20 protein-coding genes and 2 pseudogenes are annotated in these 21,854 nt (G+C 69.0%); 8 read left to right on the forward strand and 14 right to left on the reverse strand.

Translation table 11 applies throughout. The annotated features are described in order from the left end of the window. The 5 genes and pseudogenes from QM634_RS10205 to QM634_RS10225 all read left to right on the forward strand — a co-directional run. A pseudogene (locus QM634_RS10205) lies at window positions 1–389 on the forward strand (hypothetical protein); the annotation flags it as partial. Between the two features lie 661 nt (window positions 390–1,050). Beyond that, window positions 1,051–1,217: pseudogene (locus QM634_RS10210) on the forward strand (GMC oxidoreductase); the annotation flags it as partial. 63 nt (window positions 1,218–1,280) lie between these two features. Then, complete coding sequence (locus QM634_RS10215; protein ID WP_415042675.1) at window positions 1,281–1,547, forward strand: hypothetical protein; 267 nt, start codon at window positions 1,281–1,283, stop codon at window positions 1,545–1,547. A gap of 1 nt (window position 1,548) precedes the next feature. Further along, on the forward strand, window positions 1,549–3,222 hold the full coding sequence (locus QM634_RS10220) for a cytochrome c biogenesis protein CcdA (protein ID WP_415042676.1): 1,674 nt from the start codon (window positions 1,549–1,551) through the stop codon (window positions 3,220–3,222). Between the two features lie 95 nt (window positions 3,223–3,317). Further along, on the forward strand, window positions 3,318–3,908 hold the full coding sequence (locus QM634_RS10225) for a YdcF family protein (protein ID WP_415042677.1): 591 nt from the start codon (window positions 3,318–3,320) through the stop codon (window positions 3,906–3,908). A gap of 6 nt (window positions 3,909–3,914) precedes the next feature. Here the strand turns inward: QM634_RS10225 and QM634_RS10230 are convergent, their stop codons facing one another. Beyond that, the gene (locus tag QM634_RS10230) at window positions 3,915–5,330 is read right to left on the reverse strand and encodes a carotenoid oxygenase family protein (RefSeq protein ID WP_415042678.1); all 1,416 of its coding nucleotides are present in this window, start codon (window positions 5,328–5,330) and stop codon (window positions 3,915–3,917) included. A 139-nt stretch (window positions 5,331–5,469) separates the two neighbouring features. Between QM634_RS10230 and QM634_RS10235 the strand changes: the two genes are divergently transcribed. From QM634_RS10235 to QM634_RS10245, 3 genes are read left to right on the forward strand one after another with little or no spacing between them, the layout of a single operon-like run. Then, a complete protein-coding gene (locus QM634_RS10235; RefSeq protein ID WP_415042679.1) occupies window positions 5,470–6,015 on the forward strand; it encodes a pyridine nucleotide-disulfide oxidoreductase in 546 nt (181 codons plus the stop codon). Then, on the forward strand, window positions 6,012–6,575 hold the full coding sequence (locus tag QM634_RS10240; protein ID WP_415042680.1) for a pyridine nucleotide-disulfide oxidoreductase: 564 nt from the start codon (window positions 6,012–6,014) through the stop codon (window positions 6,573–6,575). The genes QM634_RS10235 and QM634_RS10240 overlap by 4 nt, the downstream gene beginning before the upstream one ends. A 53-nt stretch (window positions 6,576–6,628) precedes the next feature. Further along, a complete protein-coding gene (locus tag QM634_RS10245; RefSeq protein ID WP_415042681.1) occupies window positions 6,629–7,360 on the forward strand; it encodes a hypothetical protein in 732 nt (243 codons plus the stop codon). A gap of 3 nt (window positions 7,361–7,363) precedes the next feature. On the opposite strand, the gene QM634_RS10250 is transcribed toward QM634_RS10245, so the two are convergent. From QM634_RS10250 to infB, 13 genes are all read right to left on the reverse strand, one after another. Then, window positions 7,364–9,193, reverse strand: coding sequence for an AMP-dependent synthetase/ligase (locus tag QM634_RS10250; RefSeq protein WP_415042682.1), 1,830 nt, complete (start codon window positions 9,191–9,193; stop codon window positions 7,364–7,366). A 126-nt stretch (window positions 9,194–9,319) separates the two neighbouring features. Continuing rightward, window positions 9,320–11,245: an ABC transporter ATP-binding protein/permease gene (locus tag QM634_RS10255; RefSeq protein WP_415042683.1), complete on the reverse strand. Its 1,926-nt coding sequence runs from the start codon at window positions 11,243–11,245 to the stop codon at window positions 9,320–9,322. Continuing rightward, the gene (locus tag QM634_RS10260) at window positions 11,242–11,883 is read right to left on the reverse strand and encodes a hypothetical protein (protein WP_415042684.1); all 642 of its coding nucleotides are present in this window, start codon (window positions 11,881–11,883) and stop codon (window positions 11,242–11,244) included. The genes QM634_RS10255 and QM634_RS10260 overlap by 4 nt, the downstream gene beginning before the upstream one ends. A gap of 52 nt (window positions 11,884–11,935) precedes the next feature. Next, window positions 11,936–12,829: an acyl-CoA thioesterase gene (locus QM634_RS10265; protein WP_415042685.1), complete on the reverse strand. Its 894-nt coding sequence runs from the start codon at window positions 12,827–12,829 to the stop codon at window positions 11,936–11,938. A gap of 19 nt (window positions 12,830–12,848) precedes the next feature. Then, complete coding sequence (gene truB, locus QM634_RS10270) at window positions 12,849–13,751, reverse strand: tRNA pseudouridine(55) synthase TruB (RefSeq protein ID WP_415042686.1); 903 nt, start codon at window positions 13,749–13,751, stop codon at window positions 12,849–12,851. A 5-nt stretch (window positions 13,752–13,756) separates the two neighbouring features. Next, window positions 13,757–14,428, reverse strand: a complete 672-nt coding sequence (locus QM634_RS10275; protein WP_415042694.1) for a 4'-phosphopantetheinyl transferase family protein — start codon at window positions 14,426–14,428, stop codon at window positions 13,757–13,759. Between the two features lie 32 nt (window positions 14,429–14,460). Then, window positions 14,461–15,435, reverse strand: coding sequence for a metallophosphoesterase family protein (locus tag QM634_RS10280; RefSeq protein WP_415042687.1), 975 nt, complete (start codon window positions 15,433–15,435; stop codon window positions 14,461–14,463). Window positions 15,436–15,483: 48 nt separating this feature from the next. Then, the gene (locus tag QM634_RS10285; protein WP_415042688.1) at window positions 15,484–16,290 is read right to left on the reverse strand and encodes a class I SAM-dependent methyltransferase; all 807 of its coding nucleotides are present in this window, start codon (window positions 16,288–16,290) and stop codon (window positions 15,484–15,486) included. Between the two features lie 2 nt (window positions 16,291–16,292). Continuing rightward, window positions 16,293–17,060: an esterase/lipase family protein gene (locus QM634_RS10290; protein ID WP_415042689.1), complete on the reverse strand. Its 768-nt coding sequence runs from the start codon at window positions 17,058–17,060 to the stop codon at window positions 16,293–16,295. A gap of 44 nt (window positions 17,061–17,104) precedes the next feature. Further along, on the reverse strand, window positions 17,105–18,397 hold the full coding sequence (locus tag QM634_RS10295) for an MATE family efflux transporter (protein ID WP_415042690.1): 1,293 nt from the start codon (window positions 18,395–18,397) through the stop codon (window positions 17,105–17,107). Then, window positions 18,385–19,347, reverse strand: a complete 963-nt coding sequence (locus QM634_RS10300) for a DHH family phosphoesterase (protein WP_415042691.1) — start codon at window positions 19,345–19,347, stop codon at window positions 18,385–18,387. Before QM634_RS10300 ends, QM634_RS10295 begins: the two co-directional genes overlap by 13 nt. Then, a complete protein-coding gene (gene rbfA / locus QM634_RS10305) occupies window positions 19,344–19,796 on the reverse strand; it encodes a 30S ribosome-binding factor RbfA (RefSeq protein WP_415042692.1) in 453 nt (150 codons plus the stop codon). Before rbfA ends, QM634_RS10300 begins: the two co-directional genes overlap by 4 nt. 43 nt (window positions 19,797–19,839) lie before the next feature. Continuing rightward, window positions 19,840–21,854, reverse strand: a 2,015-nt coding sequence (infB, locus tag QM634_RS10310) for a translation initiation factor IF-2 (RefSeq protein ID WP_415042693.1), incomplete at its 5' end; no start/stop codon positions are given.

Genomic DNA, 21,854 nt, shown 5'->3' on the forward strand with positions numbered 1-21,854 from the left:
CGACCAACCTGTTCGTCGGCGTCGACTTCCGCGACTTCGCCAACCCCGACGTCGACAAAGCCGAACTCGCCGGACGCACCGGCTTCGGCGTCGCCATGCTCATCGCCCCCGTCAAAGGCGGATCAGTGCTCAAAGCCGGCGCGAAAGCCTCCCCCGGGTCGCCGACGCCACCGAACGCATCGCCTCAAGCGCCCACGCCGCCTCCACCACCGCCCGCTCCGCACTCGGCCGACACGCACTGGCCAAAGTCGCCCGACACGCCGACGACATCGCCCACGCCCATCCAAGACTGCTGCCGAGGCCGGAAACCCTCAGGCCAAACGGTGAGATTGATTGGTCGCCGGCCCCCTATAACGGATTCGAACTGGATGCTAGTGGCAATCCAATAAAGTCGAAGGCTGTCCCGAAAGCAGGTGATCGTTTTGATCGCTATGGCGACAGTAATGGTCGGTACGTCTCGCCCATGCCAGGCGGAAAGCGTTTTCCATATCCGACGTGCTCACTTCCCTACTATGAGAATCCTCGACTATCTCACCAATACGAGTGGAAGCACTCTCCAGCTGACGTAGCATCAGTCTATAAGGGATTAAGGAGATTAAATAATGGATCGTGGAGAACTAAGAGTTATCGTACAAGCCGAAGGTCTCGATAACCCGGTAATTGAGGGGCAAGGCACACTACATGGCGACGCCGTTGTCATGGATAGCGTGGGCAAAGAATGGCGCGTTTCCCTCGTCGATGAAAGAGACCAACCGATTGAGTCGACGATACAGACATTTGACAGCGAGTCAACGGCTCTGGACTATGTGCTAATCAAGCTACGCCAGGTTAAGGAAGCACGTACAGCGATTGAGGAACTACGCCCCCCTCATCGCTAGCCCAAGGCGTGGGTCAGAGTCAACCAATTGACCAGCACAATGGTCGCGATCATCACGGCCGCCGCGGCGACATCTGCTATTGCAATCGCGTACTTGGTCCTCTACTCGCTGGCATCGATCCAATAGACGCTCTGCGCGATGTGGGCAATACCCACGAGTGCCAAAGCCCCACCGGCGCCGCGCGGAGGAGGCGTCGGTGGTCGATCCGCAACTGCGAGTCCGCGGAGTCGAGCTCTGTGTCGCCGACGCCTCGGTGATGACCGAGATTATCCGCGGCATACGCACGCACCGCACGTCGCCATCGGGAAGTGGGCGGCGAGAATCCTTAAGGCCGGGTAAGACACACATCACAATCGGCGTAGGCTTGAGGTGGTCGGGGGCTCAACCACCTTGGAGGCAACGATGTCCCTCTCCCTACAGCCAATCACCTGCGGTCTCGTCACGGCCGCGGCCGTCGCCGCGACCATCACCGGGATCGGCGGGCTGGGCTCCCCCGCCAACGCGGCACCCAAGATGGGGACGCCGTGCGGAGACAACAAGGTGACCACGACCATCGGCACGTGCGCGCCGATCAACTCCTCGTGCACCGGCTACGACTCGATGGTCATCGGCCGCGTCGACCGCACCGGGCGTTGCGTGATCCCGGGGATGAACGGCACGACCTGGTGACGTGACGCTCCTGCTGGTCGGCTTCGTCGGCGGACTCCTCGCGGGCGTCTCGCCGTGCGTGCTGCCCGTGCTGCCGGTCATCCTGCTCGGCGGGGCCTCGTCGACGGGGTCTCGCTCGCGCGCAGTCGCGATCGTCGCCGGGCTCACCCTGAGCTTCGCCCTCATCACGCTGTTCGGCACGCTGCTGCTCGCCGCGCTGCACCTGCCGTCCTCGCTGCTGCGCTGGCTCGGGCTCGGCGCCCTCGTGCTGCTCGGCGTGTCGATGCTGGTGCCGCCGGTCGAGCGCCTGCTGGAGCGGGCGTTCGCCTGGATCCCGCAACGCCAGGTCGCGACCAAGGATTCCGGCGCGCTCGGCGGATTCCTCCTCGGCTTGGCCCTCGGTGCGGTGTTCGTGCCCTGCGCTGGGCCCGTGTTGGCCGCGATCGCGGTGGCCGGCGCGACCGGCACCATCGGGACGCAGACCATCCTGTTGACCGTCGCCTTCGCCGCCGGCGTCGCCATCCCGCTGCTGGCCGTCGCACTCGCCGGGAACAAGCTCACCGACCGGGTCCGCGGCCTCCAACAGCACCAGCGCCTGGTCCGCGGCATCGCGGGCGCGACCGTGATCGCGCTCGCCATCGCCCTGATCTTCGACGTCACCGGGGCCATCGGGCGCCGCATCCCCGACTACACCAAGTCGCTCGCCGCTCCGCTCACCACGCGCATCAACGTGCCCCTCGCGGCGGGCAACGGCTCGCTGCGCACCTGCCAGGAGGGCGCCTACAACGGCGTCGACGACGGGCTCGACGACTGTGGCCGCGCACCCGAGTTCACCGGCATCTCCCAGTGGTTGAACGGTCCGCCGGTCACGATGGCCGATCTGCGCGGGAAGGTCGTGCTGGTGGAGTTCTGGGCCTACTCCTGCATCAACTGCCAGCGCTCCCTCCCCCACGTACAGGCCTGGTGGAAGCGTTACGAGTCGTCGGGCCTGCGAGTCGTCGGCGTGCACACGCCCGAGTACGCCTTCGAGCACGACACCGACAACATCGCCGCCGGTGCGGCCAAGCTCGGCCTGACCTTCCCGCTCGCCGTCGACAACGACTACGGGACGTGGAAGGCCTACCAGAACGTCGCATGGCCGGCGGGGTACCTGATCGACGCGACCGGCGTCATCCGCCACGTCAGTCTCGGCGAGGGCGACTACGACCAGAAGGAGGTGGACATTCGGGCGCTGCTGACGGCGGCCAACCCGGGCGTCGTACTGCCGGCGCCGACCCAGGTCCGCGACGCGACGCCGACCGACCGTCAGCGCACCCCGGAGACGTACTTCGGCACCGCCAAACAACAGATGTACGACGGCCGGGGGGCCTACGTCGACGGCGAGAGCACCTTCGACGACGACGGCGAGCCCGCGCTGCACCACTACCGGCTGACCGGTCCGTGGACCCTGTCCGAGGAGGCGATCACCGCCGGACCCGGTGCGGCGATCCGCCTGTCCTACCGGGCTCGTGAGGTGTACCTCAACGTCGCGGGGACCGGCACGCTGACCATCACCGAGGGCGGGCGCACGCGCACCGTCGAGGTGTCCGGCCCGCCCGATATCCGGACGGTGGCCAGCAACCCGACCTCGCGCGCGTCGACGGTGTCGATCGCCCTGTCGCCGGGACTCGCGGCGTACTCGCTGACCTTCGGCTGACGTCACATCTCGGATTCGACACACTCGCATTCCAGGATCGACACCACGGCCTCGCGCCCAGGGAATTGCCAAGAATCGTCACTACACTCGCGCCCATGCGTTTGCGACTGATGTTTTCTGCTGCCCTCATCGCCGTGGCAACCCTGGTGTCGGGGCTGCTCGGCGCCACCGCCGCCCAGGCCGCCCCGGCGGGACCCGGATCCTCCGGCAGCATGGATTTCGGCAGCACCGGCAACGACGCCTTCGGTCCCGCGGGCACCTTCCTCTGGCAGAACCCGGCCGGCCGGTACATCGTCGTACTCGGTGCCAAGCCCGGCACCTTCGGCCAGACGCCGGCCATCTTGAACCAGCGCCTGCACCGCGCCGCCGCACTGGGCCGCACCCACCCGTTCAACCGGATCATCGTGTCCGGTGGTGAGACGTGGTGGCTGCCGGTCTCCGAGGCCCAGTTCATGAACGTCGGCCTGCTCCAGCGCGGCATCCCGCCCCACCAGATGGTCAACGAGGGTCGATCGCGCAGCACCGTGCAGAACGCCGCCTTCACCGTCCGCATGCTCAAGGCGATGGGCGCCGACGGCGCGGTCATCGTGACCAACGGCTTCCACATGAAGCGTGCGATGGCCAACTTCCGTTCCGCCGCCAAGGCGCAGCACGCTCGGCTGCGGTTCGTCGCCGCCTACGCCTGAGGACGGTCAGCGGGCCGGCACGAAGGTGCCGTGAAAGCCCATCGGGATGTGATGGGTGAGTTCGGCCGTGGCGATGGGCCCATCGGCCAGGTGCTCGGAGTCCAGGACCAGCAGCCGCGATCGCGCCTGGTCGGCGACGTGCTCGACCGACAGCAACCATCCCCCGCCGTCCCGCTCGGGGTCGGCGGCGAACACCGGCTCGCACACCGTGTGCCCCGATGCGACGGTGAACATCTCCTGTGCCCCGTCACCGTGCCCGACGCTGATGAGTGAATCGGGGTCGCCGCCCGGGATCGACGACGCCGCGGCATAGGTCACCGGGTGCGCGCGCCCCTCGTAGCGGTGGTCGAGCTGCGGGAACTCGCAGTCGATGTCGGCGAGGCGCTCGCGGGTGACCCGGTTGCCGCTGATCCGGATCCGCTCGATCCGCCCGCCGAAGGCAGCACTCACGTTGTTCTCGTAGTCGCGCACTGCCTCGTTCCACGGCGACCACGCCTGCTCCGGGTCGTGGGCCACGACCTCCACGACGACGTCGTCGCCGTCCTCGTAGGCGTTGGTCGCGTGGAAGTGGAACATCGCCTCGGTGTCGACGATGCGCGCCTTGCCCCCGTCGCGCGGCACCAGCGCCACCCTGGTCCCCTGCTGGCGCCGGAAATCCAGGCAGTGGTCGATCGAGTCCAGGCCCAGCAGCGCCGACACCGGCCGTGCGAACACCAACGGGTCCACCAGGAACACCAGGTTCTTGTCCGTCAGGGCGAAGTCGTGGCAGAAGACCGGTCGCGGCACGGGCACGGTCGCAAGACTGGTCATCTTGCCGTGCCGATCGCGGCGATAGGTGCGCAGCATCGGCCGCGGGAACACCTCGATGCCGAAGTTGAACATCTCCCCGGTCACCGGGTCGATCTTCGGGTGCGCGGAGAAGGCGCCCAGCAGCTTCAACGTCCCGTCGAAGTTCTCCCGCCCGACGGTCTCCAGCGATTCGGGGTCCAACCGGTAGGGACGACCGCCCTCCCACAGCGAGAACAGTCCACCCGCGTGCGACACGACATTCGTGTTGGACACGTTCGATGGCATGCGAAACGCGTTGGCCAGGAAGCCGCCGGGCCGCTGGGTGCCGATCCCGCGCCCGATCCACGACGGCGACGCCTTGGCGAAGTGGCGGGTGCGCACATACCGGTTGCGAAAACCGACACCGTCGGGCCCGATCTCGAACCGGGACACCATCCCATCGCCGTCGAAGATGTGGCCGAGACGCTGCCCGCCGACCTGCAGGCGCCCGGGTCCGATCCGGTACAACACACCGCGCAGCGCCTCGGGCATCGTGCCGCCGATCTCCTCGACGCGATAGTCGTACTCGGTCTCCTGCGCGTCCCACGGCCCGGATCCGAGCCGCTCCGACGTCTCCACGGCCTGATCACTCACCCGTCGATCGTCGCACGTCATTCCCACCGGACGGGTGGATTCGGCCGCTGATCGGGTGGCCAAGCGGTCTCCAAGGCGGGTCCAAGCGGGCGGCGCGAGCCTTACCGCGTCCCATTCAACACAGCACGAAGGAATCACCATGACCACCCAGCACACCTCCACACTCGTCCGCCGCACCGCCGCCGTGGCGGCCTGCGCCGGGCTCGCCCTGTTCGGCACCGCCTGCCACGTCTCGGTCGGCTCGACACCCATCCACAAGGCCTCCGACATCGCCGCCGGCGAGTGCCTGACCATCGACGGCGGAATCGGCAAGACCAAGGTCGACGCCAGCAAGAGCGATTGCGACACCGACGGCGAGCTGACCTTCTACGCCGCCGAGACCGTTCCGACCAGCGGGTCGTGCAGCGGCAGCAACTCCGCGACGCTGAACTTCGACAAGGAGGCGAACAAGCTCTGCATGACGCCCAACTTCGCCGCGGCCAACTGCTACCAGATCCCGATCCCGGGTGGCCGCCTGGCGGACTACCGCAAGGTCGACTGTGACGCGCGGGCCGTCGGCTCGACGGTGATCGCCCAGTTGGAGACGCGCGCCGGGGCGAACATCGCCTGCACCGAGGAGCAGACCAAGTGGTCCTTCGACAAGCCCGAGTCGATCGGTTACTGCCTCAAAGAGGTGGTGGCGTGAGCGACGCCGACCCCGGAACCAACGGCGCGCCGCTCGGACTCGTCCGCAGCGCCGTGGCGGTCACGGCCTGCGCGGCCGCACTCGGCCTCATCGCCGCGTGCGGCCCCGTGGGCTCGCCGATCACCCGGGCGGCCGACGTCGAGGTGGGCGACTGCCTGACCGTCGACGACGGGCTGTTCGACGCTCACAGGCGCGATTGCGGTGCCTCGGACCGACTCACCTTCTACACGGCCGACAAGACCACCGCCAACGGTGACTGCGACCGGTACACCTCGTCGTATCTATTCGAGGGCATGTCACTGGACTTCGACGGGGAGGGCGAGAAGATCTGTCTCACGCCGAACCTCGCGGTGTCGACCTGCTACCAGGTCCCGCTGCCGGCCGGGAAGCTGCCGGACTTCCGCAAGGTCGGGTGCGACACCAAGGCGGCACCCTCCACCGTGGTTGCGCGGCTCGTCGAGCGGGCCGAGGAGGACGTCGTGTGCACCGGCGACACCATGAAGTGGTCCTTCAGCCGGCCGCATTCGATCGGGTACTGCCTGCGGGAGATGGATTCCTGACGACCGGTGCGCATGCGGTGTGCGCGGCGGCGGAACGTGGTTACGATTCGCTCATGAATCGCACGCTGACCGCCGCCGCACTCTCCGCCGCCGTTCTCCTCGGAACCGTCGCCTGCACGACGACCAACGACGACACGACCTACGCGTCGTCGTTGAGCGCGGCGGTCTCCTCACCGGTGCAACCGACCGCGCTCGCCGAGACGCCGGTCCGCGACATCGGCCGGATCGGCCAGTGGATGATTGCGCCGGACGGGAAGATCGCCAACTGGCTGGGGATGACCGCCGACGGCAAACCGTTCCAGGAGCCGATCAACGTCATCTTCGTCGACGCCGGGGCCAAGGACGCCGACGACGCGAAGGCGCGCCTGGTCGACGCGATGACCAAGGCCGGCTATCCGGCTCGCACCGGGCACAGCTCGGGCTACCGCGGGATCGTCGACGGCCAGCTGCTCAGCCAGCTCCCCGAGCGCAAGGACCACGCCTTCTCCACGCACCCGTTCGAGGAGGACAACAACCACGGCCGGGTCTTCGGGCCGCAGAAGACCGACGCCGGATGGGTCTTCACCGCGGCGCTCAGCAGGGAGAACGTCGACTACAAGCACGCCCCGCCGCAGCACGTGTACTCGTCGTTCAACCGGACGCGCGACGAACTGGCCGCGGCTCTCGACGCGAAGACCGTCTACAAGCGCGCCGAGACCGCGCCCATGAACAACGCGAGCGGCCCCGGGGCGCCGTTCACGACGCAGGACCACGACGGCAACGCCATCGTGATGCGGGCCAAGTAGCCGTCAGCGCAGGTCGACGACCCCGTCGCCGATCGGATCGGAGTACAGCGCGACGATCTCGTCGGCGTACTTGGTGTTGATCGGGTTGCGGCGCAGCTTCATCGTCGGCGTCAGCTCCTCGCCGCCGGGCTCCCACGGCTCGGCGACAATCGCGAACCGCTTGATCTGCTCGACGCGCGACAGCTTCGCGTTGCCCTCCTGGACCGCCGCCTTCACCTCGGCGACCACATCCGGGTGGGCGGAGATGGCGGTGAGGTCCGTCTCGTCGAGGCCGTGCTGGTGTGCCTTCACCGCCGCCATGTCCGGGTCGAGCACCACGAGCGCCGTCACGTAGGGCTTGGCGTCACCGATGGCCACGATCTGCCCGATCAGCGGCGAGGCCGCCTTGATGGAGTTCTCGATGTTCGTCGGGGCGAGGTTCTTGCCCGACTCGCTGATCAGCAGTTCCTTCTTGCGGTCGACGATGGTCACGTTCCCATCGGCGCCGATCTGCGCGACGTCGCCGGTCGCGAGCCAGCCGTCCGCGTCGAGGGAGGCCGCGGTCTTCTCCGGGTCGTTGCGATAGCCGCGCATGACCACCGGTCCACGCACGAACAGTTCGCCGTCGTCGCCGAGCTTGACCTCCATGCCGCGCACCGGGCGCCCGACGGTACCGATCGCCAGGTTGTCCTCCGACGTCATCGTCGACACACCGGTGGTCTCCGACATGCCCCACACCTCCAGCACCGGGATACCCAGCCCGAGGAAGAAGCGGAGCACCTCCGGCGGGATGGACGCCGCGCCGGAGGAGGCGACGCTCATCGCGTCCATGCCTATGCCGGCGCGCACCTTCGACAGCACCAGCTTGTCGGCGAGGCCGTGCTGGATCCCGAGGAGCCCGCTGGGCGACTTGCCCTCGAGCCGCAGGGCCGCGACCTTGTCGCCGACACCGACCGCCCAACCGGCGAGCTTGCTCTTGGCGCCGCTGGACTCCTCGGCCAGTTTGGCCTCGATGCCGGCCTTGATCTTCTGCCACACGCGCGGCACCCCGAAGAAGAAGGTCGGCCGCACATCGGGTAGCGCCGCGGCGATGGCGCGTGGATCGGGCTCGCTGGTGATCTGCGGTCCGCGGACCATGTTGGTCGCGTGGTTGGAGACGCGGTCGGCGATGTGCGCGGCGGGCAGGTAGGACAGCAGGCGGTCCTCCAGCCCCACCTCGACGATGTCGCGCAGGGCGACGAGCTCGGCGATGATGTTGCGGTGGGTGATCTCGACACCCTTGGGCGGGCCGGTCGTGCCCGAGGTGTAGATCAGCGTCGCCAGGTCCTCCGGCTCGACGGCCCGCCAGCTCGCCTCGAAGTCGAATCCCTTGGGCGCCGGCGTCGACTCCAGTTCCGACAGCGCCATCGTGCCCTCGGCCCCGTCGACGGTGACGAGGTGCTTCACGTCCGACTTGACCGCTCGCAGAATCGGCAGGAACACCGACTCGGTGATGACGACGGAGTTGCCGGCATTGCCGAACAGGTACTCGACCTGCTCGGGCGAACTGGTGTTGTAGATCGAGAACGGCGTCGCGCCGAGGTGCAGCGCCGCCGTGTCGACGAGGTGGAACTCCGGGCGGTTGGTCAGCATGATGCCGACGGTGTCGCCGCGTTTGACGCCGAGCGCCGCCAGCCCCTGGGCGATCGCCCTGACCCGCTCGCCGTATTCCTTCCAGGTGATCTCCACCTTGCCGCCGACGGTGCGCAGCGCGACCCGGCCGGGCTGCAGTTTGATGGTCTCTTGGAAGCCGGCCGGCAGCGTCGCCACCGCCGTGCCCGACTCGTGCGGATAGGTGATCAACTCGTCGGCCATGGCCCGAACTCCCTGCGGTGGATCGATGATTTGTCGCAACCGTAGTCGGGCCCGCGCGGGGACGGGTCGGTTCCCGCGGAATCAGGGTAAAGAGTTGGTAAACCCCGGTTCGGGGGTGCCGGGCGACTAGACCTTGGCCGGAATCGGCGTGAGGTCCCAGGCGCCCTCGCCCTTGAGTTCCAGCATCTGCGTGTGGTGTTGATCGGTGGTGCTGCGGTGACTGATCGACACCAGAATGGTTTCCGGCAGCCGGGTCCGAACCAGGTCGTACAGCGAGTACTCCAACCCCTCGTCGACCGCGGAGGTCGCCTCGTCGAGGAAGACGACCTTCGGCTTCGACAGCAGGATCCGCGCGAAGGCGACGCGCTGCTGCTCGCCCGGCGAGAGCACCTTCGCCCAGTACTCGTTCTCGTCGAGTCGGGCGATCAGGTGCGGCAGCGAGACGTCGCGCAGCACCTCGGCCAGTTCGTCGTCGGAGAACTCCGTGGCCGGCGCGGGATAGGTGAGCACCGACCGCAGGTCCGCCAGCGGGAGGTACGGCATCTGGGAGAGGAACAGGGTCCCCTCGTCGGGGCGGGTGAACAGCCCGTCGGCATAGGGCCACAGACCCGAGAGCCCGCGGAACAGGGTCGTCTTGCCACTGCCCGAGCGCCCCTTGACCACCAGCGCATCACCGGGGACCAGCTGCAGGGACAGGTTGTCCACGAGCACCGTGCCGTCCGGCTTCGCGATCTGCACGTCGCTCAACTCGACGTCCGGACCATCCGCGGTCGCGATCGTCGGCAGCTTGCGTGCCTTCTCGTCCGCGTCGCGAAGCCCGTCGAGACGGATGATCGACGAACGGAAGTTGGTGAAGTCGTCGTACATGAGGCGGAAGAACGAGAGTGAGTCGCTCAGGTTGCCGAAGGCGCCCGCCGTTTGCGAGAGCTGGCCGAGCGTGATGCTGCCGGTGAAGAACCGGCCCGCCTGCACCAGCCACGGCAGGATCACCGAGGCCTGGCTGGTGCCCCAGTTCCACCCGGAGAACAGCAGCTGCCGGTAGACGATCCGCCAGTAGTTCGCGATGACCGCGCGGAAGCGGGTCATCAGATTCTTCTGCTCGACCTCTTCGCCGGAGTACAGGGCGATGCTCTCGGAGTTCTCCAGGACGCGCACCAGGCCGAAACGGAAGTTGGCCGTGACGCGGTCGCGCAGGAAGTTCAACCGGATCAGCGGTCGGCCCAGCCAGAAGGCGACGACCGTCGCCACCAGGATGAACATCATCAGCAGGTACACCATCGCATGCCCGAGGTGGTACCCGAAGACGTCCATCGGTCCGGACAGACCCCAGAGCATGATCGTGAAAGTGATCATCGTGACGATCGACGGGATCACGCCTCCGGTGGCCGACCCGCCGGTACTGAAGACGAACTGCCGGGTCCAGGTGACAAGTGTCGAGATGTCCTCCTGAATACGCTGGTCCGGGTTGTCCGGCCCCATCGTGACGACGCCTTCGCTGTCCTCCACCGGGACGAAGCGGTTGCGGTAGAAGGCCCGGCCGGCCAGCCAGTCGTGGCTGACGTGGGAGGTCAGCCAGGTCCGCATTCGCACCTCGAAGACAGCGCCGACCCACATCTCGAAGACGCCGCGCGCGATGTAGACGGTGGCGAGGATGCCGAAGATCACGAGCGAATGCCAGAAGGCCGACTTGGAGGCCTCGATCGCGGTCGAGAGGTCGTGGACCTGGCCGCTCTTCCAGTTTCCGAGCACGCCGGAGGCATTCTGCAGCGCGTCGTACATCTCCTTGCTCTGGTAGGTGAAGAGCACGTTGAGGCGGACACCGAAGATACAGAGGACGAGCAGGACGACCACCAACGTCCACGTCAGCGGGGCGCTTTCCTTCTCGGTGAAGAAGTGGCCGACCACGCCCCAGTACTGCCGCCCCCAATTGGTGTAGACGGCCAGCAAGGCTCCGACGATGACGAGGCAGGCGAAGGCCGCAGCCGACACCCAGAGGATCCAGACGACGGACTTGGAGACCTCGCTCCCCCAATCAAGGGTTCCGTCGGTCACCGCTCACCACCCGGGACCACCGGCACGAAGGCGCCTTCCTTGAGTGCCTTGGTGGTGATGAACTGGGGGGCGCTGTCGCCGATGCGCAGGTTGTAACCGGCGGCGTCGCGACGCACGCCCTCGAGCTTGAACGGCAGGTGGCAACGGCTGGTGCGCTGGCCGTGGTGCTTCGGGTCCGCGACCTCGACGACCTTCACCTTCTCCAGTTCGGTGTACAGCACCTTCTCGGACTTGTCCGTCCACGCCTGCACCGGGGTGCCCTGGAGGACGGCGCCGCCGTCGGTGGAGCGGGTCGAGCAGTTCACGATCACGCCGCCGTGGCCGGTGAACGTCGCGTGCTTCAGCACCGCGCCGACGACGATGCCGACGATGATGACCGCCAGGACGCCGAGGAGCCACAGGGCCCCGCCGACGCTGGTCGCCGCGGTGACCAACGAGCGGGTGCGCCGCTGCCAATCACGGCGCGGGAGGTATGGACCGGGGGTCAGCCACAGCTGCGGTGCCGGACCGGGGTCGGTCGCCACGGGCGCACCGGGATCCGGCGCGAGTCCGGGCACCGACGGCACTGGGCTGCCGGCGGCCTCGCCGGTGGGCGGCGCGGGGATGCCCGCGGGATCGTTGTGGTCGTGCGGCTCCACGGTGCAAGTGCTCCTTGTGGGGGAATGTGTCCGGGCCAGGTTACCGGCGCGATCAGTTCTTGGGCGGGAAGTACTTGATGAGCGCTTCCTGGACCACGGACGTGGCCAGGACCCCGTCGCGGGTGAAGAAGCGGCCGGAGCCGATGCCGCGCGACCCGGCGGCCACCGGCGACTCGGTCGCGTACAGCAGCCACTCGTCGAAGCGGAACTCGCGGTGGAACCACATCGAGTGGTTCACGGTGGCCGCGAACAGGCGGTCGATGCCCCACGACAGGCCGTGGGTGGTGATGATCGAGTCGAGGACCGTGGTGTCCGAGGCGTAACACATCGCGGCGACGTGCCAGATCGGATCGTCGGGCAGGTGTCCGTCGGTGCGCATCCACACGCGGTTCTTCAGCAGCTTCTCGCCGGCCTCGCGCACCTTCCACGTCGGGTCGTTGGCGAAGCGGATGTCGATCGGGTGCAGCGCGTTGACGAAGAGCGCGATCTGTTCCTCGTAACCCTTGAAGTGCTCGCCCAGCTCGGGCAGCTCCTCCGGATACGGCACCGACGGGCTCTCAATGGCGTGCTCGAGGCCCTTGGTGTTGTCCTGGTAGGCGACGAGCATCGTGAAGATGTCCTCGCCGTCCTGGCGCGCGGTGACCTGCCGGTTGGCGAAGGGCTTGCCGTCGCGCAGGCGGGTGACGTGGTACTCCATCGGCTTGGCCACGTCGCCGCCGCGGATGAAGTGGGCGTGCAGCGCGTGGACCGGCGGGTTGCCCCGGGTCAGCGAGCGGGTCGCCGCGACGACGCCCTGGGCGAGGAGCTGACCGCCGAAGGTGCGCGCGGTCTTCTGCTCGGGGTGCTGGCCGATGAACACGTCCTCGTCGCGCTGCTGCACGTCGAGCAGTTCGAGCAGTGCGTTCAGGTCGTCGGACCGCTCCCCGGCGGTGGCGTCGGAAGTCATGGGGACAGCCTAGTGGCCGTCAGCGCAGCGTCGCCGGGCGCACCACCATGACCGACGACGCGCGGCGGCCCTTCTCCCGCACCAATGCGATGGGACGGTCGTCGGGGTCGATGACGACGTAGACGTCCTTCATCCCGACCGGCTCGAGCCAGCGCCCCTGGCTGATCCCCTCGGCCTCGTCGGCGCTGATCGAGCGGTGCGGGAACGCGATGCGCGCCGCCTCGTCGATGTGCAGGCTCAACCGCGGATCGTGTTCCAGCTCGTCCAGCGGCACCGCGTGTTCCAGCGTGAACGGCCCGACGGCCGTGCGGCGCAGCGCCGTGAGGTGACCGCCGACGCCGAGCGCCACCCCCAGGTCGCGGGCCAGGGCCCGGATGTAGGTGCCCGACGAACAGTCGACGATGACGTCGAGGTCGATGACCTCCCCGGTGCGGCGGGTGTCGGCGACGTCGAAGCGGGACACCGTCACCGGGCGCGGCGCGAGCTCGAACTCCTCGCCGTCGCGCGCCAGGGCGTGGGCGCGCTTGCCGTCGACCTTGATCGCCGAGAACGTCGAGGGCACCTGCGCGATGTCGCCGGTCAGCGTGGCGATGACCGCGGCGATCTCCTCGTCGCGCACACCGGCGGCGGACGTCGTCGCGGTGACCTCGCCCTCGGCGTCGTCGGTGGCGGTGGCGACGCCCAGACGGATGGTCGCGGTGTACGACTTGGTCGTCAACGACAACAGCCCCATCAGCTTGGTGGCCCGCTCGATGCCGACGATGAGCACCCCGGTGGCCATCGGGTCGAGGGTTCCGGCGTGGCCGACGCGTCGGGTGTTGAACGCCTTGCGGCACTTGCTGACGACGTCGTGGCTGGTGATCCCCGCCGGTTTGTCGACGATTACCAGCCCGGCCTTGTCCAGGTGCGCGTGGTCGGTCATCGCCGTCACCGCAGGGCGATGGTCGTCGTGATGAACCCGCGCGCGATGAGCCACCGACCGGGCAGTTCGAGCAGCGGCGGACCGCCGTCGTCGGTCGCCCCGTCGATCAGGATTCGGGAGACGAAGGTGCCGTGCGCTCCCCCGCCGCCGAGCTCGCCCTGCTGCTCGAAGGTGATGTGCGCGTCCTCGAACCCCAGCCAGCGGTGCGTCAGCGGGAACCAGGCCTTGTAGGTGGTCTCCTTGGCGCAGAACAGCAGCCGGTCCCAGTGCAATCCCTCCGGCCGCGCGGCCAGAACCTCGCGCTCTGCCTCGATGCTGGTCAGGTCCAGCACCCCGTCCGGCAGCGCCTCATGCGGTTCGGCGTCGATGCCGAGCGAGCGGATCTGCATCGCATAGGCCACGATCGCGGCCCGATAGCCGGCGGTGTGCGTGATGCTGCCGACGACGCCGTCCGGCCACAGCGGCATGTCCTTGTCGCCGCGCATGATCGGCACCGGGTCGATGCCCAGCTCGCCGAGTGCGACGCGGGCGCAACTGCGGGCGGTGATGAACTCCTTGCGCCGCTTCTCCACCGCGCGCCCGATGATGGACTCCTCGGCCGGCAGCGGCGCCAGGCCGGCGGGATCCCCGAAGGCCTCCGCCGAGGCGATGCCCTTGGGAAGGATGGGCGCGATCATGGTCCGCGTGCTGATCTGCGGTGCCGGATCGGTCACGGCTTTCCCTTCTGTTTCCGGGCGCGCTGCTCGGCGCGCTCGCGACGTTCGTCGAGCCGTTTGCGCAGCGCCTGCGCCCGCTCCTCGTAGTCGGGCGGCAATTCGAAGCGCGCCCCGTGCTCGGACAGGTCCTCGGGCGTGGCATCGGGGACGATGGCGCGAAGCAGCGGTTCGGGAAGTCCGCGCCGCTTCCATTCGCGCGGGTAGCCGACGGACACCTCTTCGAAGCGCACGCCGTCGTAGTAGGTGGTGCGCGGAATGTGCAGGTGCCCGTAGACACAGCAGGCCGCGTTGTAGCGCAGGTGCCAGTCGGCGGTCAGCTCGCTGCCGCACCACAGTGCGAACTCGGGGTACATGAGCACCTCGGTGGGCTCGCGCCGCAGCGGCCAATGGTTGATCAACACGGTCTTCTCAGTCGGGTCGAGGGCGTCCAGGCGTGCCCGGGTCGCCTCGATGCGCGCCCGCCCCCACGCGTCGCGGGTGCCGTAGGGCTCCGGCGACAGCAGGAACTCATCCGTGGCGACGACGTTGCGCTCCCGGGCGACCGCCAGCGCCTGCAGCGAGGTCGACGTCCCGGCCGGGCGGAAGGTGTAGTCGTAGAGCAGGAACATCGGCACCACGCGCACCGGTTCGCGACCGTTGCCCGGGTCGAAGAGCGGGTAGATGTCCTCGGGGGTGAGGACGCCCAGGTCGCGCGCCGCCTGGACCAGGTAGTCGTACCGCGCGACGCCGTGGATCTGCAGCGGGTCCTTCGCGGTGGTGTACAGCTCGTGGTTGCCCGGCACCCAGATCACCGTGGCGAAGCGCGCCGCCAGCCGGCGCAGCACGTCGGCGATGTCGTCGGTGCGTTCGGCGACGTCTCCCGCGACGATCAGCCAATCGTCGGCAGCCGCCGGGTGGATGTCGTCGATGATGTGCTCGTTGCCCCGATGGGCCACGTGCAGATCACTGATCGCCCAGAGCGTTGCCATGCCGACCATCGTGCCACGCGGCCCCCGCGCCGGACCGGGGCAGGCGCGTCACCGCGCGGGCGTGCACTCGAAGAGGTTGAACCGGTAGGTCTTGGACATCGGGAAGCGGCCGACGACCTTGTTGCCCAGGCGGTCCAGCAACGGCCACCCGCGCGCCAGGTCCGCGGGCGGCTCGGTGAAGCTGTACGACTCCTTCACGGTCAAGCCGTACCGCTGCAGGTCGGCGGGATCGTCACACGCCCAGTAGAACTGCGCCGGGACGTCGCGGTGCGACCGGTCCTGCCCCTGCACCATCAGCGTGCCGGCCGTGTCGAAGGCGAACAACGCCCCGCCGAACGCCGTCGAGATCGACTGGAGCACCGGGGTGACCTGCTCGGACGGGAAGTACAGGAGCACCGCCTCACTGAGGAGCAGGACCGGCTTCGACATGTCGATCGCCTCGTACCAGTCCGTGTCCAGGATCGAGCCGACGCGCATCGTGTAGCGGTCCGTGTCCGACACGAACTTGCGGCGCAGTTCGATCGTGTCGGCGAGGTCCATGTCGAGCCAGGTGAGGCGGCCGTTGTCGAGCCGATCGAACCGGGTCGACAGACCGCACCCCAGATCCGCGACGAACCCGTCCGGGTGATCGGCGAGGAAATCGCGGACGAAGCCGTCGAAGATCGCGGCCCGCCATACCGAGCCATGGGTGTTCGGCAGCCGGAAGGTCGAGAAGTCGTAGTCGAGCCCGTCGACGATCTCGGCCGCCCTCGTGTCGTGCAGGACGCTGCGTTTGCGACGCGCGTCGCGGGCGCGACCGTACAGCGGGATCAGCAGCGTTTCCTGGACCTTGCCGAGGTCGACCGCCTCCCCCATGGTCAGCGCCGCTTCGGGGCCTTGTAGCCGGGCGCGCCGGGGAGCATCTGGTTCTCACCGTTGAGCACGCCGTCCGGCGTGGTGACGAAACGACCGGCGCACTTGCCGCGCAGCGACGTCACGGTCGCGTCCCAGAAGCGGCTCATGAGCGGTTCGAAGGTGTGGTCGTAGCCCGGCGGCAGGCCGATGCTCGGGATCGGCGTCACCCGGCACTGGCCGCCGTCGAGGTCGCCGGTGGCGTACTCGCCCGCGCTGCGGATGCTGTAGTACTTCGTCGGACCGGGGGTGTCGTCACCGGCGTTCAGCTTGGCCAGGAACGGCGTGCCCGGGCAGTTCTCGCGGGCGATGTCCTGCTTGCACGAGACGGGCGATCCGTACTGGGCGGTGCCGATCGCGACGTAGGTCGCGACCTTGGGGGTGCCGCCCATCTCCTTGAGGTACCAGCGGGCGCTGATCCCGCTGATGCTGTGGGCGACCAGCGCCACGCGATCGTGCGGGTGGGCCCGGCGGGTGCGCTCGACGGCACCGGCGATGGCCCGCGCATCGCTGCGCAGGTCCTCGCCGGCCAGGTCGAGGACCGTGGTGGGGAAACCGCGCGAGGTCAGGTTGTCTGCCATCTGGCCGTAGGCCGACGCCGTGGACTTGCCGCCGACCGATTGGCCGGGGGTGAGGATGACGCGAGTCGTCGTGGCGGCCTCGGCGGGGGCGGCCAGCAGGGAGCCCGCGGCGACGGCGCCGCAGGCGAGGGCGATGGACATGTTCTTCAGCATGTAGATGAGGATAACCTAAGCGACAGGAGGTTAGCCTCCCCCACCTATATCGCCCAGGCGTTGCCCCGGTAGCGCCACCACACGGCACCGAGTCGGGCGACCATGAATGCGCACAGCCCGGTCCAGATTCCGGCCAGGCCCCACCCGAAGAAGTGGGACGCCCAGATCAGCGGCAGGAAGACCCCCAGCGCGGCGGCCAGGGTCGCGGTGCGCAGGAAGGCCGCGTCCCCCGCACCGAGCAACACCCCGTCGAGGGCGAAGACCGCGCCGGCGATCGGCAGCATCGCGATGAGGAACCACCACGGGACGGTCATGGCCGCCAGGACGTCGGCGTCGTGGTTGAAGAGGCGCGGCAGCGTCGACGCGCCGACCGCCAATGCGGCCGCCACCGCGAGCGCGACGCCCATCGACGCGCGCAGGACCCGCCGCGCCACCATCCGCGCCTCGATGGTCTGCCGCGCGCCCAGCGCGGCCCCGACCAGCGCCTGGGCGGCGATCGCCAGCGAGTCGAGCAACAGGGACAGGAACTCCCACACCTGCAGGACGACCTGGTGGGCGGCCACGGCCGCCACCGAGTAGCGCGCCGCCACCGCGGCCGCCGAGACGAAACAGATCTGGAATGAGGCACTGCGCGCGACGAGGTCGCGAGCCATGACCAGCTGCGCGCCGATCACCGCGCGGTCGGGTCGGCGCGCGACCGCCGACCGTGCCGACTCACGCAGCAGCGCCGCGAGGAACAACGCGCCGGTCGTCGACTGGCCGACGACGTTGGCCCACGCGCTGCCGTTCAACCCGAGCCGCGGCAGCGGGCCGACCCCGTGCACCAGGCCGATGCACAGCAGTGCCGCGAGGGACAGCCCGACGACGACGTTGACCACCGGCGCGCGCGTCTCCTGGATGCCGCGCATCCAGCCGTTGCCCGCCATCGACACCAGGATCAGCGGTACCCCGACGATCGCGATCCGCAGCCACCCCGCCGCGTCCGCGGCGACGTCGGCGTCGGGGACCAGGGCCCGCATGATCCACGGGGCTGCGAGAAAGCCGAGGAGGACGATCACCGCGCCGACGACCAGCGCGATCCACGTGGCCTGCACGCCCTCGGCCACGGCTCCGGCCCGGTCGCCCTCGCCGAACCGCCGCGCCGAGCGCGCGGTGGTGCCGTAGGCGAGGAAGGTCAGCTGGGTGCTGAGCACCGCCAACACCAGGGTCCCGACACCCAATGCCGCCAGCTCGCGGGCTCCCAGGCGTCCGACGACGGCAAGGTCGAGCAGCAGGTAGAGCGGCGGCGCGATCAGGACGATCAGCGCGGAGAACGCGAGGTCGGCTATTCGGCGCACTGGGCCAGCAGCGCGGCGGTCACCTCGTCGGCGGTGCCGGTCGCGCTATAGCCGGATGCCCGCACGTGTCCGCCGCCGCCGAAGGCCCGGGCGACCCGGGTGACGTCGACGCGCTCCTTCGAGCGCAGCGACACGTTCCACACGCCCGGCTCGGATTCCTTGAAGACGGCGGCGACCTCGGCGTCGCGAGCGGTGCGGACCAGGTCGATCAGGCTCTCGGACTCGTCCCACGCCATCGACGTCAGCAGATCGTTCGGCACCGTCGCGTACACCAGGCCTGCGCCGCCGAAGGCGGACTCGACCAGCTCGGCGTCGGCGAGGACGGCACTGGCCACGCGGAACCAGGTGAACGGGTGGCTGTCGAGCAGCAGGCGGCTCCACTTGGCGCCGTCGACGCCCGCCTCCAGCAGCCGTGCGGCGATTCCGAAGGATGCGGGCCGCGCCCATTTGAAGGAGCCGGTGTCGGTCACCAGACCGGCGTACACGCAGGTCGCGATGGGCTCGGTGAGCTCGACGCCCAGCTCGTCGATGATCTGCAGGACCAGCGAGGCGGTGCAATCGGAGGACGGGTCGATGAAGTCGAGGGTGCCGAAGCCCGGGTTCGAGACGTGGTGGTCGACGACGATGCGCTCGTCGGCGGCCGAGAAGACCGCGCCGAGTCCTTCGAGCCGGCCGAGCGTCGCGGCGTCGACCGAGACCGCGACCCGGTGGCCACTCACCTTGCCCGCCGCGACCAGCAGGTCGCTGCCGGGCAGGGCAGCCATGACCGACGGGAGCGGCAACTCGCCCGGATAGGCGACCTCGACGCGTTTGCCGAGGGCGACCAGGGCCTGGCCGAGGGCCAATCCGCTGCCCAGGGTGTCGGGGTCCGGCCGGACGTGGCACAGGATGGTGACGGCGTCGGCGTCGGACAGGACCGCTGCGACGCGGGCCGCGCCTCCCGTCGTCACCGGTCGGACTCGCGCGGCTCGTCGTCGCGGTACGGGTCGGCGTCGCCGGCCGGCTTCGCCTCCGCCGCCCGGCGGGCGACCATCTCGTCGTTGGCGCGGGCCCGTGCCACCAGCTCCTCCATGTGGCGGGCGGCGTCGGGCACGGTGTCGAGCTGGAAGGCCAGCGTCGGCGTGAAGCGGACCCCGGTACCGGCACCGACGAGCGAACGGAGGTGGCCGGTGGCCTTCGCCAACGCGGCCGCCGCCCCCTCGTAGTCCGGCGGCGAGTCGATCGACTCGCCCATCACCGTGTAGAACAGCGTGGCGTCGTGCAAGTCGCCGGACACGCGGGCATCCGTGATCGTCACATGCGCCAGCCGGGGATCCTTGATCTCACCCGAGCCGATCGCCGAGGCGACGATCGACGAGATCCGCTTGGCCAACCGGGCCGCGCGGGCGGGGTCCGCCATGAGAACCGCCTTTCGCGGAAAAGCCGTGCGCGTCGGGTCTCCCCTAGTCGCGCGGCTTCTCCTGCAACTCGTAGCTCTCGATGATGTCGCCGACCTTGATGTCCGAGTAGGTCAGGGTCAGACCGCACTCGAAGCCGTCGCGAACCTCGGTCACGTCGTCCTTCTCGCGGCGCAGCGACGAGATCGTCAGGTTCTCCGCCACCACGACGCTGTCGCGGAGCAGGCGGGCCTTGGCGTTGCGCTTGATCAGACCGTCGTTGACCATGCAGCCGGCGATGTTGCCGACCTTGGACGACTTGAAGATGGCACGGATCTCGGCGCGGCCGAGCTCCACCTCTTCGTACACCGGCTTGAGCATGCCCTTGAGCGCGCTCTCGATCTCGTCGATCGCCTGGTAGATGATCGAGTAGTACCGGATCTCGACGCCCTCGCGGTTGGCCCGCTCGGTGGCCTTGCCCTCGGCGCGCACGTTGAACCCGATGATGATCGCATCCGACGCGGCGGCGAGGTCGACGTTCGTCTCGGTGACGCCGCCGACGCCGCGGTCGATGACCCGCAGCGAGACCTCGTCGTCGATCTCGATGCCGAGCAGGGCCTCCTCGAGCGCCTCCACGGTGCCCGAGTTGTCGCCCTTGAGGATCAGGTTCAGCTGGCTGGTCTCCTTCAGCGCCGAATCCAGGTCCTCCAGGCTGATCCGCTTGCGGCTGCGCGCCGCCAGCGCGTTGCGCTTGCGCGCCGCACGCCGATCGGCGATCTGGCGGGCGGTGCGGTCCTCGTCGACGACCAGCACGTTGTCGCCGGCGCCCGGCACCGACGTGAAGCCGATGACCTGGACGGGCCGCGACGGGAATGCCTCTTCGACGTCCTCACCGTGCTCGTCGACCATGCGCCGCACGCGCCCGTAGGCGTCGCCGGCCACGACCGAGTCGCCGATGCGCAGCGTGCCGCGCTGGATGAGCACGGTCGCCACCGGGCCGCGGCCGCGGTCGAGGTGTGCCTCGATCGCGACACCCTGGGCGTCCATGTCCGGGTTGGCCCGCAGGTCCAGCGAGGCGTCCGCGGTGAGCAGGACCGCCTCGAGCAACCCGTCGATGTTCGTGCCCTGCTTGGCCGAGATGTCGACGAACATGGTCTCGCCGCCGTACTCCTCGGGAATCAGGCCGTACTCGGTGAGCTGGCCGCGGATCTTGGACGGGTCCGCGCCCTCCTTGTCGATCTTGTTGACCGCCACGACGATCGGCACGTCGGCGGCCTGCGCGTGGTTCACGGCCTCGACCGTCTGCGGCATGACACCGTCGTCGGCGGCCACGACCAGGATCGCGATGTCGGTGGCCTTCGCACCACGGGCACGCATGGCGGTGAACGCCTCGTGACCCGGGGTGTCGATGAAGGTCACCAAGCGGTCCTCGCCGTTCAGGCTCGTGTTCACCTGGTAGGCACCGATGTGCTGGGTGATGCCGCCGGCCTCGCCCTCGCCGACGTTCTCCTCGCGGATCGTGTCGAGCAGTCGGGTCTTACCGTGGTCGACGTGGCCCATGACGGTGACCACCGGCGGCCGCGACGCGAGGTCGTCCTCGTCGCCCTCGTCCTCGCCGTAGGTGAGGTCGAAGCTCTCCAGGAGCTCGCGGTCCTCGTCCTCGGGGCTGACGACCTGCACGACGTAGTTCATCTCCGAGCCGAGCAGCTCGAGCGTCTCGTCGTTCACCGACTCGGTCGCGGTCACCATCTCGCCCAGGTTGAACAGCGCCTGGACCAGGGCGGCCGGATTGGCGTCGATCTTGTCGGCGAAGTCGGACAGCGACGCGCCGCGGGCGAGCCGGATCGTCTGACCCTCGCCGCGGGGGAGCCGGACGCCGCCGACCGTCGGGGCCTGCATCGAGTCGTACTCTTGGCGCTTCTGCCGCTTGGACTTGCGGCCCTTGCGCGGGGCACCGCCGGGGCGACCGAAGGCGCCGGCCGCACCACCGCGACCACGGGCGCCGCCGCCACCGCCACCGGGACGGCCGCGGAAACCGCCACCGGGAGGACCGCCGGGTGCGCCACCGCCACCGGGACCAC

This window comes from Gordonia sp. (in: high G+C Gram-positive bacteria) (assembly GCF_047606305.1).
Classification (GTDB): Bacteria; Actinomycetota; Actinomycetes; order Mycobacteriales; family Mycobacteriaceae; genus Gordonia.